At 69.2% G+C, this 13,246-nt stretch carries 15 protein-coding genes; 8 read left to right on the forward strand and 7 right to left on the reverse strand.

What is annotated here, in order from left to right; genetic code table 11:
- Window position 1 precedes the first annotated feature (1 nt).
- The 5 genes from ACP7AB_RS12990 to ACP7AB_RS13010 all read left to right on the forward strand — a co-directional run bounded on the left by ACP7AB_RS12990 (window position 2) and on the right by ACP7AB_RS13010 (window position 4,951).
- Window positions 2-397 carry a DUF983 domain-containing protein gene (locus ACP7AB_RS12990; RefSeq protein WP_425991804.1) on the forward strand — a complete coding sequence of 132 codons (396 nt, stop codon included), beginning with the start codon at window positions 2-4 and terminating at the stop codon, window positions 395-397.
- Between the two features lie 145 nt (window positions 398-542).
- Window positions 543-1,247 (forward strand): SURF1 family protein, encoded by a 705-nt coding sequence (locus ACP7AB_RS12995; protein ID WP_425991802.1) that lies wholly within the window; start codon window positions 543-545, stop codon window positions 1,245-1,247.
- Window positions 1,248-1,297: 50 nt separating this feature from the next.
- Window positions 1,298-2,509 (forward strand): M16 family metallopeptidase, encoded by a 1,212-nt coding sequence (locus tag ACP7AB_RS13000; RefSeq protein WP_425991800.1) that lies wholly within the window; start codon window positions 1,298-1,300, stop codon window positions 2,507-2,509.
- A gap of 170 nt (window positions 2,510-2,679) precedes the next feature.
- Window positions 2,680-3,267, forward strand: coding sequence for a GNAT family N-acetyltransferase (locus ACP7AB_RS13005; RefSeq protein ID WP_425991798.1), 588 nt, complete (start codon window positions 2,680-2,682; stop codon window positions 3,265-3,267).
- Between the two features lie 37 nt (window positions 3,268-3,304).
- Complete coding sequence (locus tag ACP7AB_RS13010; protein WP_425991796.1) at window positions 3,305-4,951, forward strand: putative bifunctional diguanylate cyclase/phosphodiesterase; 1,647 nt, start codon at window positions 3,305-3,307, stop codon at window positions 4,949-4,951.
- Window positions 4,952-5,104: 153 nt separating this feature from the next.
- Here the strand turns inward: ACP7AB_RS13010 and ACP7AB_RS13015 are convergent, their stop codons facing one another.
- Entirely contained in the window at window positions 5,105-5,674 is a 570-nt protein-coding gene (locus ACP7AB_RS13015) for a YqgE/AlgH family protein (RefSeq protein WP_425991794.1), read from the reverse strand.
- A gap of 135 nt (window positions 5,675-5,809) precedes the next feature.
- On the opposite strand from ACP7AB_RS13015, the gene ACP7AB_RS13020 reads away from it, so the two are divergent.
- Complete coding sequence (locus ACP7AB_RS13020) at window positions 5,810-6,295, forward strand: peroxiredoxin (RefSeq protein ID WP_425991792.1); 486 nt, start codon at window positions 5,810-5,812, stop codon at window positions 6,293-6,295.
- Between the two features lie 13 nt (window positions 6,296-6,308).
- Window positions 6,309-6,539 carry a hypothetical protein gene (locus tag ACP7AB_RS13025; protein WP_425991790.1) on the forward strand — a complete coding sequence of 77 codons (231 nt, stop codon included), beginning with the start codon at window positions 6,309-6,311 and terminating at the stop codon, window positions 6,537-6,539.
- A 173-nt stretch (window positions 6,540-6,712) separates the two neighbouring features.
- On the opposite strand, the gene ACP7AB_RS13030 is transcribed toward ACP7AB_RS13025, so the two are convergent.
- From ACP7AB_RS13030 to ACP7AB_RS13050, 5 genes are all read right to left on the reverse strand, one after another.
- Window positions 6,713-8,671 (reverse strand): ATP-binding protein, encoded by a 1,959-nt coding sequence (locus tag ACP7AB_RS13030; RefSeq protein ID WP_425991788.1) that lies wholly within the window; start codon window positions 8,669-8,671, stop codon window positions 6,713-6,715.
- A gap of 61 nt (window positions 8,672-8,732) precedes the next feature.
- A complete protein-coding gene (locus tag ACP7AB_RS13035; protein ID WP_425991786.1) occupies window positions 8,733-9,779 on the reverse strand; it encodes a quinone-dependent dihydroorotate dehydrogenase in 1,047 nt (348 codons plus the stop codon).
- Window positions 9,780-10,214: a DUF952 domain-containing protein gene (locus tag ACP7AB_RS13040; RefSeq protein ID WP_425991785.1), complete on the reverse strand. Its 435-nt coding sequence runs from the start codon at window positions 10,212-10,214 to the stop codon at window positions 9,780-9,782. It abuts the gene before it with no gap.
- Window positions 10,214-10,726 carry a SixA phosphatase family protein gene (locus ACP7AB_RS13045; RefSeq protein ID WP_425991784.1) on the reverse strand — a complete coding sequence of 171 codons (513 nt, stop codon included), beginning with the start codon at window positions 10,724-10,726 and terminating at the stop codon, window positions 10,214-10,216. Before ACP7AB_RS13045 ends, ACP7AB_RS13040 begins: the two co-directional genes overlap by 1 nt.
- Before the next feature lie 10 nt (window positions 10,727-10,736).
- The gene (locus ACP7AB_RS13050) at window positions 10,737-11,516 is read right to left on the reverse strand and encodes a class I SAM-dependent methyltransferase (protein WP_425991782.1); all 780 of its coding nucleotides are present in this window, start codon (window positions 11,514-11,516) and stop codon (window positions 10,737-10,739) included.
- 46 nt (window positions 11,517-11,562) lie between these two features.
- On the opposite strand from ACP7AB_RS13050, the gene gloB reads away from it, so the two are divergent.
- Entirely contained in the window at window positions 11,563-12,291 is a 729-nt protein-coding gene (gene gloB, locus ACP7AB_RS13055) for a hydroxyacylglutathione hydrolase (RefSeq protein WP_425991781.1), read from the forward strand.
- A gap of 132 nt (window positions 12,292-12,423) precedes the next feature.
- Here the strand turns inward: gloB and ACP7AB_RS13060 are convergent, their stop codons facing one another.
- Window positions 12,424-13,155 (reverse strand): DUF4908 domain-containing protein, encoded by a 732-nt coding sequence (locus ACP7AB_RS13060; protein WP_425991779.1) that lies wholly within the window; start codon window positions 13,153-13,155, stop codon window positions 12,424-12,426.
- Window positions 13,156-13,246 lie beyond the last annotated feature (91 nt).

The following is a 13,246-nucleotide window of genomic DNA, read 5'->3' on the forward strand; positions in this document are numbered from 1 at the left end:
GTTGGACAGCGGTCCACTCCAACCTGACACTCCTGCACCGGCGCGGATCGACCCGATCCGCGCCGGTTTGCTTTGCCGCTGCCCGAACTGCGGCAACGGGCCGTTGTTTTCGGGCTTCCTGAAGTTGGTCGAGCGCTGCGCGGTCTGCGGCTTCGACTTCACCCGGCTGAACACCGGCGACGGGGCCGCCATCTTCGTCATGCAGATCGCCGGTGGTCTGGTGGTGTTCGGGGCGCTGTTCGTCCAGATCGCCTATGACCCGTCGGTCTGGGCCATGCTGGTCGTTGCCCTGCCGCTGGTCGTGGGGATGTCGCTGGGACTGATGCAGCCGGGCAAGGGGGTGATGATCGCCCTGCAGATGCGCCACCGGGCGGGACAGATGCGCACCAATGACTGAGCAAGATCCACAGTCCTCCCCCATCGGGTCAGGGGGCCAACCCCAGACGCCGGATGTGGAACGGGGCCCCTTCGTCTCTCCGCTTCGCTCCGAGCCTGAGGACGGCTCGTATACGAGCCGCCCGCAGCCCCTGACGGGCGAGGATTTGGTCCTTGCGCGGTTCCCCATCCTCCTGACCCTGTTTCTGCTGGTCTGCGTCGCCCTGCTGTGCGGGCTCGGGACCTGGCAGGTGCAGCGGATGCACTGGAAGGAACAGTTGATCGCCAAGGCCGAGGCGGCGGCCCAACTGCCGCCCGCGCCATTGCCCGAGGTCCTGACCGCTGCCGATCCGGAGTTCCGCAAGGCTCTGGTCGTGTGTCGCGGCCTGCCGACCGCGGCCTATGTCGAGTTGCAGTCGATCCATGACGGCCAGCCCGGCAGCCGGCTGATCTCGGCCTGCGTGCCTGAGGGGATGACCCAGACCTTCCTCGTCGATCGGGGCTTCGTGGCCGACAGCATCTCGGCGCGGCCGCGTGTGCTGGCCTCGACCTTGCCTCTGGCCATGGCGGTGGAGCTGCGCCGGTCGCCTCCGCCCGGAGCCATGACGCCGCCGCCCGCAAACGGCCGTTTCTATGGCCGGGACAATGCAGCCGTCTCGGCACAGCTGGGGGCCGCCGCGCCGTCGGAGTTCACCCTGTTCGCCCTGGCCTCGCCCAATCCGGAGATCGGGGCGCTGATCGCTTCGGCCCCCCCGGCGGCCTTCTCGAACAACCATCTGGGATACGCCCTGACCTGGTACGGGCTGGCGCTGGCCCTCGTGGGTTTCTATGTGGCCGTGCTCGTCCGACGCTACCGAAAGCCCATCCCCTGACCGCTTCTATTCATACCTTGTCCAACGGCGTCCGCGTCGTTTGCGATCCCATGCCCGGCCTGCGCACCCTGGCCCTGACCGTGGCGGTCAAGGGCGGGGCACGGTGGGAGAGCGAGAGCCGCTCCGGTTGGTCGCACCTGCTCGAACACCTGGTGTTCAAGGGCGCCGGCGACATGGGCGCGCGCGACATCGTCGAACGGATCGAAGCCGAGGGCGGCTCGATCAACGCCGCCACCGGCTATGAGCGGACCAGTTTCGAGATCCGGGCCCTGGACGGATCGCTGGGCCTCGCAATGCAGGTGGTGTCGGATCTGGTGTTCCGCCCCACGCTCGACGCCGCCGAGATCGAGCGTGAGAAGGACGTCGTGGCCCAGGAGATCGCCGAGGCCTTCGACACGCCCGACGACCATGTCTTCGAAATGGCCCAGACCAAGGCCTTCTCAGGCCAGCCGCTGGGCCGCCCGATTCTCGGCTCGATCGCCAGCCTGAAGCCGGTCGATCGCACGACCATCAGTGACTGGCGCGCGCGACTCTATTCGCCCGACCGGATGGTGGTGGCGGTGTCCGGCGCGGTGGACGAGCTCGAGCTGCTGGCCCTGGCCGAGCGCTGGTTCGCCGACGCTGTGGCCCAGCCCGCCGATGCGCCGGAGCCCGCGACCTTCATCGGCGGCACGGCGGCCCTGTCGCGCAAGATCGAACAGGCCAATCTGGTGTTCCAGCTTCCGTCGCTGGCGACGGGCGATACGGGCATTCCGGCGCTGCGGCTGTTCACGGAGATCCTCGGCGGGGGGATGGCGTCCCGCCTGTTCCAGAGCGCGCGCGAGGAGCGGGGACTGGCGTACGCCATCGACGCCTATCAGGAGCCCTATGAGGACGGCGGGGTGCTGGGGATTTATGCGGGCGCGGCGGCGGACCGGGCGGTCGAACTGGCCCAGGTCTGCGCCGACGAGATCCGCGACCTGACGCTGAAGGGCCCGACCGACGCCGAACTGTCGCGCGCCAAGGCGGTGCTGAAGGGCGGGCTATGGATGTCGGACGAGAGCCCGGCCAGCCGCGCGGGGCGCAACGCCGCCCAGACCCTGATGTTCGGCGCGCCGGTGCCATCCGACGACACGGCGGCGCGGATGGAGGCGGCGACGATTGCGGACTTGAAGGCCGTCGGCGAGCGGATACTCGCCTCGGGCAAGGCCTCGACGGCGGTGCTGGGGCCCAAGGCGGCAGCGCCGGCGGGGCGGGCATTTGTTGAGAGAGTGGCTCAGTAATCCTCCCCCTTTGGGGGAGGTGGCACGGAGCGTAGCGCAGTGACGGTGGGGGCTAGCCCCGGACTCCGGCATGTGCGGCAGGCGCCCTCCACCGCTTCGCGGTCCCCCTCCCCCAATGGGGGAGGATTTGAACTCGCCTTCGGGCGTCTGCTCGGGCTATCTCTTCGTCCATGGCCCTGCTGGACTGGATGACGGATGCGACCGGTCCCGTGGTCGAGGGCGCGGGCGTGCTGCTGCGGCCGCCGCGCACGGGCGATTACTCGGCCTGGGCCGACCTCCGGGAGCATTCGCGAGACTACCTGCAACCGTGGGAGCCGTCCTGGCCGGACGACGACCTGACCCGGGCCGCCTATCGGCGCAGACTGGGCGTCTATGCGCGCGAGATGGAGCTGGGCCACGCCTGGCCGTTCTTCGTCTTCGATCCGTCCGGGCGGACCCTGATGGGGGCCATCACCCTGTCGAACGTGCGGCGGGGCGTCGCAGAGACCGGCACCCTGGGCTATTGGGTCGGGCAACCGTTCGCCGGGCTTGGCGTGGCGACCGCCGCCGTGCAGGCCATGACAGTGTTCGCGTTCCGCTCGGTGCGCCTGCATCGGCTGGAGGCGTCCTGCCTGCCGGCCAACACGGCGTCGCGCCGGGTTCTGGAAAAAGCCGGGTTCCTGAAGGAGGGCGAGGCGCGGGCTTATCTTAAAATTAACGGCGCATGGGCAGATCATATCCTGTTCGGCCTCGTGGCGGACGACGTCGCTGTGTCCTGAAGGAACGCCTGCACCCGTGACCCCGCGACCCCGTACCATGACCTGGGACGCGACCACGGCCATCGAGGCGCTGGCCGCCGCTGATTCCGCCCTGTGGATATGGACCCCGGGCGACGATCAGATCCGTTTCACCGGCGCGACCCGTTCGCTGGGACTGGGCCCTTTGGCGCCGGAATGTTCGGGCGCCGCCTTCATCGCCCTCGCCCTGCCCCAGGACCGGTCACTGGCCGAACGGGTGCTGAAACCCGCCGCCGAAGGGACCGAAATCGCCTTGCGGCTGCGCATGCGGGGAGCCGAGACCTGTCTGTGGCGAGGCGTCTGGCTTGAGGATGGCCTCCGCGCCGCCGGCATGGTGGCGCTGGAAACCAAGATCGCGGGCGCTGACAAGGATGTGCTGACCGGCCTGCTGGACCGCCGCAGCTTCCTCAATCGCGCCGCCGAGACCCTGACCGCGCCCGGCGAATACGACATGGTCGTCGCCGATATCGACCGCCTGCGCCGCCTCAACGAGGCCCTGGGCCACGAGCGCACCGACATGGTGATCTCCGCGCTCGGATCGCGCATGGCCGCCGCCTTCTCGTTCGACGCCAATCCGGCCCGGATCGGCGAGGACGAATTCGCCGTCCTGGTGCCGCGCGGGGTCGGCAACGCCGCTGATCGGCTCAGGGACGCGCTGGAACAGCCGCTGCGGGTCGCGGGCTTCGACATCTATCCAACCGTCTCGATCGGTTCGGTGACCTTCGAGGGCGGGCCGGACGCGCCGGACGCCGCCGAGCTTTTGCGCCGGGTCGAACTGGCTGTCGGCGCCGCCAAGAAGGCCGGGCGCGGCGGTGCCGCAGCCTATGGACGGGCGATGGAGAGCGACAGCCTCAGCCGCCTGGCGCTTGAGGCCGACCTGCGCAACGCCTTCGTGCGCGGCGAGATCGAACCCTTCTTCCAGCCGATCGTGAACCTGAACACCGGCGCGGTGGCCGGGTTCGAGGCCCTGGCCCGCTGGCGTCACCCCAAGCGCGGCCTCGTGCCGCCGGACGAGTTCCTCGGCCTGACCGACGAGATGGGCCTGATGAACGATCTGGGCCTGATGATGATGACCCAGTCGGCGCGCCAGCTGGCGGAGTGGCTGAAGCGCCACCCCTCGGCCGGCAAGCTGTTCTGCAGCGTCAACCTGTCGGTCGGCGAGATCGAGCGGCCGAACCTCGTCGAGGATGTCGCGCGCGTGATCCAGGAGACCGGCCTGCCCTGGGGCGCGCTGAAGCTGGAGGTCACCGAGGGCGACATCATGCGCGACACGGCCTCGGCCGCGATCATCCTGCAGAAGCTCAAGGATGTGGGCGCGTCGCTCGCGCTCGACGACTTCGGCACGGGCTTCTCGTCGCTGTCGTACTTGGCGCGCCTGCCGTTCGATACGCTGAAGATCGACCGCTATTTCGTGCTGACGATGGATAAGGACGAGGGCTCGGCGAAGATCGTCAAGTCGGTCGTCAACCTGGGTCGCGACCTCAACCTGGAGGTCGTGGCCGAGGGGGTGGAGAACGCCGGGCTGGCGGCCCTGCTGCTCGACGCCAGCTGCCACTACGGCCAGGGCTTCGGCTATGCGCCTGCGCTGCCCGCGCAGGAGGCCGAGGTCTATCTCAACGAAAGCCTCTCCGACGGCGTCGCGCCGCTGAAGGCAAGGTCGGGGTGACTTTCGTCTCCTCCCTGTCCGAAGGATGGGGAGGTGGCAGCGAGCCTCTTCGCGAGCTGACGGAGGGGTTCTGGAGGGCGGCAAGAACCCCTCCGTCTCTCCGCTGCGCTCCGAGCCACCTCCCCATCTTCGATGGGGAGGAGACGCAAGCGGCTAGGCCCTGCCGCTCTGCCCCGACAGCATCGCCGCATCGACGCCGAGGCCGGCCAGCGCGCGCGCCCACTTCGTGTCGAAATCCGTATCGAACAGCAGGTCGAGGTCGGCGTCGGCCGTCAGCCAGACGTTCTCGCCCAGTTCCTCCTCCAGTTGGCCGTCGCCCCATCCGGCATAGCCGAGCAGCAGGGTCGAACGGCGCGGGCCGGCGAGGGGGTCGGTCATGGCCGCGAGCGCCTCGCGCGTGCCGGTCAGGGCAAGGCCCGCGCCGAACGGTGTCGAGGTGTCGTCGATCATCCAGTCGTCGGTGTGGAGCACGAAGCCGCGCTCGCGCTCGACCGGGCCGCCAACCATGACGGGGCGACCCCTCGACGCGTCGGGGGCGTTGACCGACAATTTGGTCAGGACGGCCTTCAGGTCGACGCCGGGGGCCGGCCGATCGACCCGCACGCCCATCGCATGGTCGGGCTCGTGGGCGCAGACCAGGATCACCGCATGCTCGAAACGGGGGTCGCCGATGCCGGGCATGGCCACCAGCAGCCGGCCCGCGAGGGATTGGAAATCGTCCATGACTGAATGATCGGTGCGCCGGGGGCGTTACGCAAGGCGAGAGCGGTCACGATCACGCTTGGCGAGGGCTACGGGTGCGCCTATCTGACCGAAGTCGGCGCACGCGCCTCTTTCACAGACCTCCCGGAGCCTCCCATGACGATCCAGATCGGCGACCGCATCCCCTCGGCCACCCTGTCGCAAGGCACTCCGGAAGGCCCCAGGCCGGTCCACACCGACGAGTTCTTCAAGGGCAGGACCGTCGCCCTCTTCGCCGTTCCCGGCGCCTTCACCCCGACCTGCTCGGCGCGTCACCTGCCCGGTTATGTCGACAACAAGTCGGTGCTCGCGGAGAAGGGCGTCGACGTGATCGCCTGCCTGTCCGTCAACGACGCCTTCGTGATGAACGCCTGGGCCGAGAGCCAGAGCCTGACACCAGATGACGTGGTCATGCTGGCCGACGGCAGCGGTGACTTCACTCGCACGCTCGGCCTGGTGCTGGACGCGCGCGGTTTCGGCATGGGCGAGCGCTCGCAGCGCTATTCGATGCTGGTCAAGGACGGCGTCGTCACCCAGCTGAACATCGAACAGGGCGGCGAGTTCAAGGTATCGTCGGCGGAACACCTGCTGGCGCAGCTTTAGAGGCCGGCGGCGCATGACGGACGTCTTCTCTCCGGAGAAGCGCAGCGCCGTCATGCGTCGGGTCAAGGGGCGCGACACCGCGCCAGAGATCGCGATGCGGCGGATGCTGCGCGCGGCGGGAGTCGGCTATCGGCTGGGCGGCTCAGGCCTGCCCGGCAGGCCGGATATCGTCATGCAGGGGCGGCGGACGGTGGTCTTTGTCCACGGCTGTTTCTGGCATGGCCACGACTGCGCGAGGGGCTAGCGAAAGCCCAGGGCCAATGCCGACTACTGGACCGCCAAACTGGCGAGAAATGTCGCCAGGGATCGTCAAGTCGTCGCCAAATTGACCAACGACGGCTGGCGTGTCGTCACGGTCTGGGAATGTGGTCTGAAGGCGCCGGACGCCGCGTCGAAACTGGTCGCCGAGGTGACCGGTCAGGCGGCGACGGTCTCGGCCTCGGCGGCTTCGGACTCTTCGCCCGCCAGGACGTGACTTAGGGCGCCCAGCAGGGCGGTCGGGGTCAGGGGCTTGGACACGAAATAGGTCATGCCTGCGGCCATGCAGGCGGCGATGTCGTCGGGCGAGGTGTCGGCGGTGACGGCGATTACGGGGGTCGTGGCGTTCAATCCGCCGCCGGCGCGGAGCCTGCGGGTGGTTTCGCGGCCGTCGAGCTCGGGCATCCGCACATCCATGAAGATGACGTCGAACTCGGCGGTCTGACACTGGGCCAGGGCCAGAAGGCCGTCTGCGGCGGTCGCGATATCGCAGCCCAGCGGAGAGAGGATCAGCTCCACCGCGCGGCGGTTGATGTCGTGGTCATCGACGACCAGCACGCGCAGGGGCCGGTCCGCCTCCTGCTCGGGGTCGTTGCCGATCTCGTTGCCGATCTCGGGGCCGCTCTCGACCGGCAGCGTCTCTGCCTCGGGCTCTATCGACGCAGGAGCGGTCTCGAAGACCGGCGTTGAGGGCGTGGGCACGGGCGTAGCCGCGCGGCGCGTCCGTGGGGCCAGGCTGCGGACAATGTCGCCCCGGCTCTCCTGGTTGAAGCCCTTCGGTGCGACGATGATGGCGTCGCCGCGTGGCAGAAGAAGCGACAGGGTGAAGGCGGCGCCCTCTCCCGGACAGCTGCGGGCGGTCAGGCGGCCACCCATCAGTTCGGCCAGGTCGCGGCTGATGCTGAGGCCCAGGCCCGTGCCGCCATGGCGGGCGCTGACCCCCTCCGCAGTCTGGTCGAACGGGGTGAACAGCCGGGTCAGCTGCTGATGCGTCATGCCGGGGCCGGTGTCGGCCACCTCAATCAGGATCGCATAGTGCGCCGGCTCTTCCAGCCAGGCCGAAAGGCGCAGGGTGACCGAGCCCTCGGCCGTGAACTTCATCGCGTTTGAGACGAGGTTGTTCAGCACCTGACGCAGGCGCATGGGGTCGCCCTTGACCGAGTGCGGGATGCTGGACGCGCCCTCGACGCGCAGGTTCAGCCCCTTGGCGCGGGCCTCGCCCTGCCAGAACATCAGGGTCTGGGCGATCAGGCCGCGAAGGTTGAAGTCGACGGTCTCGACCGTCATCCGGCCGGCGTCGAGCTTGGAGTGATCCAGAAGATCGTCGAGCAGCGCCTTCATCATGATCCCGGCGTCGGTGATCAGCGCGGCCTGGGCGCGGGCGGCGCCGTCGGTCGCGCCGCGCTCCAGCTCGGCCGCGCCGGTCAGAATGGCGCTGATGGGGGTGCGCAGGTCATGGCCCACGGTGGCCAGGAAGATGGAGCGACCGGCCATGATGCGCTCGGCGTCGGCTCGGCGTTGATCCGCTTCCAGGCGCGCGGCGATCTCGGCGTCGGCGGCCTGGTTCATGCGCTGCCAGGTCGACAGGCAGTAGACGCCGAAGACCACGAAGGCGACGGCGGCGGCGGTGACGAACGACGACGAGGCGCCGTACCAGGCCATCCAGAAGGGCGTGGCCAGCATGTAGAGGAAGTGCGGGGTGACGGTGATCGCGAGCACCGTCTTGGAGCGCGGCGAATTGATCACGCCATAGATGGCGCCCGAGGCGGCCAGCACGGCGGCGCAGACTCCGCCCATCGGGCCGCCGGTCAGCCAGAGAGGGATCGACAGACTGCCGAAAGCCGCCGCGTTCAGGAACAGCATGGCGACGCCGGCGGCAGACCGGACCGGTCCCATCCGCTCGACCTTGCCGCTGTTGATGGGGGCGAAAATCATCAGGTCCAGCAACTGGACCAGGAAGTAGGTTCCGACCCAGATGCTCGAGAAGGTCCAGCCGAACAGGGGGCTGAAGACCATGGCGGTGGCGGCGCCCATGCCCAGGCGCTGCAGCAGAGCCTTGCGACGGCGACGGACCGCCGGGGCCCACGTCGGCGACGTGATCGTACTGGCCTCCGACATTCTGCCCCCGATAAAACGCGCGGTCTTCGCCACGCATCAGAAGACTATGCCCGGCTTGCCCCTAACGCTCCGTCAACGGAGCCGCCGAAACCGCCTCGGCGACGCTGGAAAAACCTTCGGCGCGCAGACGGGCGGCGAGATCGCGTTTGATCCTCCCGACCAGACCGGGGCCGTCGAAGATCAGGGCGGAATAGATCTGGATGGCCGACGCGCCCGCGCGGAGCCGCTCCCAGGCGTCCCGACCCGATGCGATGCCGCCGACGCCGATCAGGGGCAGGCGGCCATCGGCGGCCTCGGCGGCATCCCGAAGCGCGGCCAGGGCCCTGCCGCGCAGGGGCGCGCCGCTGAGGCCGCCGGCTTCGGCGCGGTCGGGCGAGGTCAGGCTGTTGGGACGGTCGAGCGTGGTGTTCGACACGATCAGGGCGTCGATCCGGTGGACCAGGGCCGCCTCGACGATCATGGCGATCTCGGCGAAGGTCAGGTCCGGCGCGATCTTGAGGAAGACGGGCGCGGCGGTGGTCCGGGCCTCGGCGATGCGGCCCAGCAGGTCGTCGAGCGCCTCCCGCCCCTGCAGCGCGCGCAGGCCGGGCGTGTTGGGCGAGGAGATGTTGATGGTGAAATAGTCGCTGAGGCCGGCAAGTCGTTTGAGGCCGGTGACATAGTCGGCCGCGCGATCGTCTGTGTCCTTGTTGGCTCCCAGATTGGCGCCGATCACAGCGCCCGAGGGGCGGGCGGACAAATGGCCCGCGAAGGCCTCGAGCCCGGTGTTGTTGAAGCCCATCCGGTTGATGATGGCCCGGTCCTGCGACAGGCGGAACAGCCGGGGTTTCGGATTGCCGGCCTGGGGCAGGGGGGTGACCGAGCCACATTCGACGAAGCCGAAGCCGAGGCGGGCGAGGCCGCGCAGGGCTTCGCCGTTCTTGTCGAACCCGGCGGCGAGGCCGATCGGGTTGGACAGGTTCAGGCCCGCGATCCGGGTCGCCAGGATCGGGTCGTCGGCACGCGGCGCAGGCAGGGGGATGGTCTTCAGAGCCTGGATGGCGAGGCCGTGCGCCGTCTCGGGGTCAAGCCGACGCAGGATCGCGGCGCCGAAGTCGGGGACGGGCATCTATTCCTCCCCCGTGGGGGGAGGTGGCGCGGCGCTTCTTTGCGCCGTGACGGAGGGGGGCCGATCCGGATACGGTGTCTGGGGTTGGCCCCCTCCACCGCTTCGCGGTCCCCCTCCCCCGATGGGGGAGGAATAGGCCACAGCCTCGGTGACCGCCGTCACAGGCAGGAGGCCGTAGATATGCGGGAACAAGGCGCCGCCGCGCGAGGCCTCCCAGACGATCGTGTCGTCGAGCGCCGTCAGGTCGACGGTCAGCAGCACCAGGTTTTCGCGCCCGGCGTAGTGTTTGCGCGTGGTTTCAGCCAGCTGATCGGCGGTCGACAGGTGAATGTAGCCGTCCGCCAGATCGAAGGCGGACCCGGCATAGACGCCCTCGGCCACAGCCCCGCGCCATTCGGCAGCGTCGATGATCTTGTAGGCGACGGTCTCGGTCATCAGTCCTCTGCCCCGCCGCCGAAGGCCTTGGGCGTGAGGAAGCCGTCGTAGGCGCAGCGACCTGCGACATCGACCTCGAAGATGGCCGCCGCGCCCGTTGGGAAACCACCCGCCATCCGATCGAGCACCGACGGGGAGGCGGCGCTCTCGGTCAGATATTCCATGGCCAGCAACTGGACGCCCGGATTGTGGGCCATGACCAGCAAACAACCCGCCTTGTCCTCCGCATCCTCGACGAAGCGACGGATGATGTCGGTGGTGGCGTCGTAGAGGCGGGGCTCGATGCGGACCTCGACGTCCCCGAGCGAGTCGTGCATCGCCTCCCAGGTCTGTCGCGTCCGGGTGGCCGAGGACACCAGGGCGAGGTCGGGCCGCAGGCCCTTGCCGGCCAGAATGCGGCCCATCAGGGCGGCGTCGTCCAGCCCGCGCGGCGTCAGGGCGCGATCACGGTCGAGGCCGCTTTCGGCGGCCCGCTCGGTCTTGGCGTGGCGCATCAGGATCAGGCGGTGCATGGGCCCGCGCTTAAAGAGGTTCGGCGTCTGTATCCAGTCTTCGAGACAGAGGATTGCGGGTGATCGGGCCGCGCGTGACGGGCTGGGGCTGTAGGCCGGGCGCCTCGGCGCGCACGCGCAGGCTCGCGCCCGAGGGACGGATGCGGGCGTAGGCCTGACGGGTCGCCTCCAGCAGAATCACCCCGGCGGCGCCCGGCGCGATACGCCGACCGATCTGTTCGAATCCGTCGGCGAGGCCCAGCAGCGGAGTCCACGGCGGAACATAGAGGGTCTGGGACCAGGCGGTCGGCTCCAGGCCGGCGGCGCGGACCAGTCGTTCCAGCTGGCCCCGGGTAAAGGGACGGCCGTGACCGAAGGGGGTGCTTTCGGCCCGGGCCCACATGCCGCCCCGCGCGGCGGCGGCCAGGATGATCCGCCCGGCGGGTGCGAGGGCGCGCACAGCTTCGGTCAGCAGCTGGGCGGGATCGTCCGCCTCCTCCAGCGCATGGACCAGAAGCACGCGGTCGAACGATCCGGCCGGGAAGGGCAGCCGCTTGTCGTCGACCAGAAGCGTGCGGTTGCGCCCGGCGGCGGGCCAGACCTCGACGCCCTGGCCCGAAGGCATAGCGGCGATGACACGGCGGGCGCCGACGAAGGCGTCCAGCCAGGGCGTGGCGTAGCCGATGCCGAGCACGTCGCAGCCCGGCGCCTCGCCCCAGGCATCCTCCAGCCGCTTCGCCAGCAGCCGACGCACCAGCGCACCGGTCGGCTCGCCGTAGAAGGATCGCAGGTCTTCGATGGCGCGGCGCATGGTCCTGACTATATGGCGATGAGGCTTACCGAACCAAGGACGACCCATGCCCCTGACCGTTCACCTGTTTGCGGCGCGGACCGACAACTACGCCTTCCTTGCCCGGGACGAGGCGACGGGGACGGTCGCGGCCATCGACACACCGGACGCCCAGGTGATCCTGGACGGGATCGCCAGCCTCGGCTGGGGCAGGCTGGACCGGATCGTCAACACTCACTGGCACCCTGACCACACCGAGGGCAATGCGCGGCTTCAGGCCGAGACCGGTTGCGACATCTGGGGGCCGGAGGAGGTGCGAAAGGTCGCGCCGCTGGACCGGGTGGTCGAGGAGGGCGACATGGTCATGATCGGCGCCACGCCCCTGCATGTGACCGCGACGCCGGGCCATACGCTGGGCCATGTGGTCTTCCGTTCGGCGGCGGACGCCATCGCCTTCACCGGCGACACCCTGTTCCCGCTGGGCTGCGGGCGGCTGTTCGAAGGCACGCCGGAGCAGATGTGGGACAGCCTGAGCCGTCTGCTGGCCTGGCCCGACGAGACGGTGCTGTACGGGGCGCACGAATATACGGCGGCCAACGCCCGTTTCACCCTCAGCGTTGATGATCGGCTGGAGGTGAAGGCGCATGCGGAGGCGATCTTCGCGGCGCGCGAACGGGGCGAGCCGACGGTGCCGACGACCATGAAGATCGAGCGGGCCTTCAATCCGTTCCTGACCGCCGGCAATGCGGAAGAGTTCGCCCGGCGTCGCGCAGCGAAGGATTCTTTCGCCGGCTAGAGCATGATCGTTTCTGATGGACCCGCTTGGCGGGTCCGACATGAAGCGTGAATCATGCTCTCGCTTATATCTGGAGCCTGATTCACGGCATCAGCGGAATCGCGAAGCGATTCCACCTCAGCCGATCAGGCTCTAGTCCCGCGTTGCGACGGCCTGGATGATGCTGGAGGACGACGGCCGCCCGGCCTGTCCCTGACGCGGATCGACGACGACCCGCAGATCGCCGCCCGAGAAGGTCACGGAGCTGCGGGAGCCCTCCACCAGAGTGATGCTGCGCAGGCCGTTCACACGGTCGCGGAAGGTCGGGGTGCGGGCCATGCGGATGACCGCCTCGGTGGTCACGATCAGGGCGTCGACCATCAGGGCCTCGGACTGTTCGCCCGTCAGGTTGACGACGATCAGCCGGCCCAGGGCCTGGCTGACCAGACTGCCGCGCTGGTTCATCAGGGTAAACAGCCGGATCGGGCCCAGCGTCGGCAGTTCAAGCGGCGGGGCCACCCCGATGCGCGAGGCCGGAGAGCCGTTCGGCGTGCGGGTCGTATAGAGGGTCAGGCCGCCGTCCGGCGTGACACGCAGGATCTGGGCCCCGCCGTCGTTGCGATAGATGACGTCGCCGCGCGGCGCGGGCGTCGAGCGCAACACCCAGGTCTCCTCCCGGCGCTCGAACCGGAACAGCGGACGCGTGCCCCGGCCGTCGAAGATGAACCGCTCACCGACGTCGGACGCATAGAGGCCGTTGGCCGGGAGGCCGTGCTGGCTGTCGTTCTGGAAGGTCTCATTCTGCTCGGCCTGGGCGTTGCCGCGCACCTGGGCCTCGGCGGCCGAAGCGACCATGATCGCCAGAACGACGATGGCGAACGCCATCGTCGCCGGGACCGGCGATCGCGCCGTCTCGTGCTTGACCCTTGAACTCATGGCCGAAAGCGTTGCGCGGGAGCCGCGGCGGATTTTGGGC

Source organism: Brevundimonas sp. TWP3-1-2b1 (assembly GCF_049896165.1).
In the GTDB taxonomy this organism is placed as follows: Bacteria; Pseudomonadota; Alphaproteobacteria; order Caulobacterales; family Caulobacteraceae; genus Brevundimonas; species Brevundimonas subvibrioides_B.

Excerpts from the sequence above, each read along its gene's own strand:
- ACP7AB_RS13060 (WP_425991779.1), bottom strand. The coding sequence starts at position 13,155 with ATGGCGTTCGCCATCGTCGTTCTGGCGATCATGGTCGCTTCGGCCGCC.
- ACP7AB_RS13030 (WP_425991788.1), bottom strand. The coding sequence starts at position 8,671 with ATGTCGGAGGCCAGTACGATCACGTCGCCGACGTGGGCCCCGGCGGTC.
- gloB (WP_425991781.1), top strand. The coding sequence starts at position 11,563 with ATGCCCCTGACCGTTCACCTGTTTGCGGCGCGGACCGACAACTACGCC.
- ACP7AB_RS13050 (WP_425991782.1), bottom strand. The coding sequence starts at position 11,516 with ATGCGCCGCGCCATCGAAGACCTGCGATCCTTCTACGGCGAGCCGACC.
- ACP7AB_RS13040 (WP_425991785.1), bottom strand. The coding sequence starts at position 10,214 with ATGACCGAGACCGTCGCCTACAAGATCATCGACGCTGCCGAATGGCGC.
- ACP7AB_RS13010 (WP_425991796.1), top strand. The coding sequence starts at position 3,305 with ATGACCTGGGACGCGACCACGGCCATCGAGGCGCTGGCCGCCGCTGAT.
- ACP7AB_RS13000 (WP_425991800.1), top strand. The coding sequence starts at position 1,298 with ATGCCCGGCCTGCGCACCCTGGCCCTGACCGTGGCGGTCAAGGGCGGG.
- ACP7AB_RS13005 (WP_425991798.1), top strand. The coding sequence starts at position 2,680 with ATGGCCCTGCTGGACTGGATGACGGATGCGACCGGTCCCGTGGTCGAG.
- ACP7AB_RS13045 (WP_425991784.1), bottom strand. The coding sequence starts at position 10,726 with ATGCACCGCCTGATCCTGATGCGCCACGCCAAGACCGAGCGGGCCGCC.
- ACP7AB_RS13015 (WP_425991794.1), bottom strand. The coding sequence starts at position 5,674 with ATGGACGATTTCCAATCCCTCGCGGGCCGGCTGCTGGTGGCCATGCCC.
- ACP7AB_RS13035 (WP_425991786.1), bottom strand. The coding sequence starts at position 9,779 with ATGCCCGTCCCCGACTTCGGCGCCGCGATCCTGCGTCGGCTTGACCCC.
- ACP7AB_RS13025 (WP_425991790.1), top strand. The coding sequence starts at position 6,309 with ATGACGGACGTCTTCTCTCCGGAGAAGCGCAGCGCCGTCATGCGTCGG.
- ACP7AB_RS13020 (WP_425991792.1), top strand. The coding sequence starts at position 5,810 with ATGACGATCCAGATCGGCGACCGCATCCCCTCGGCCACCCTGTCGCAA.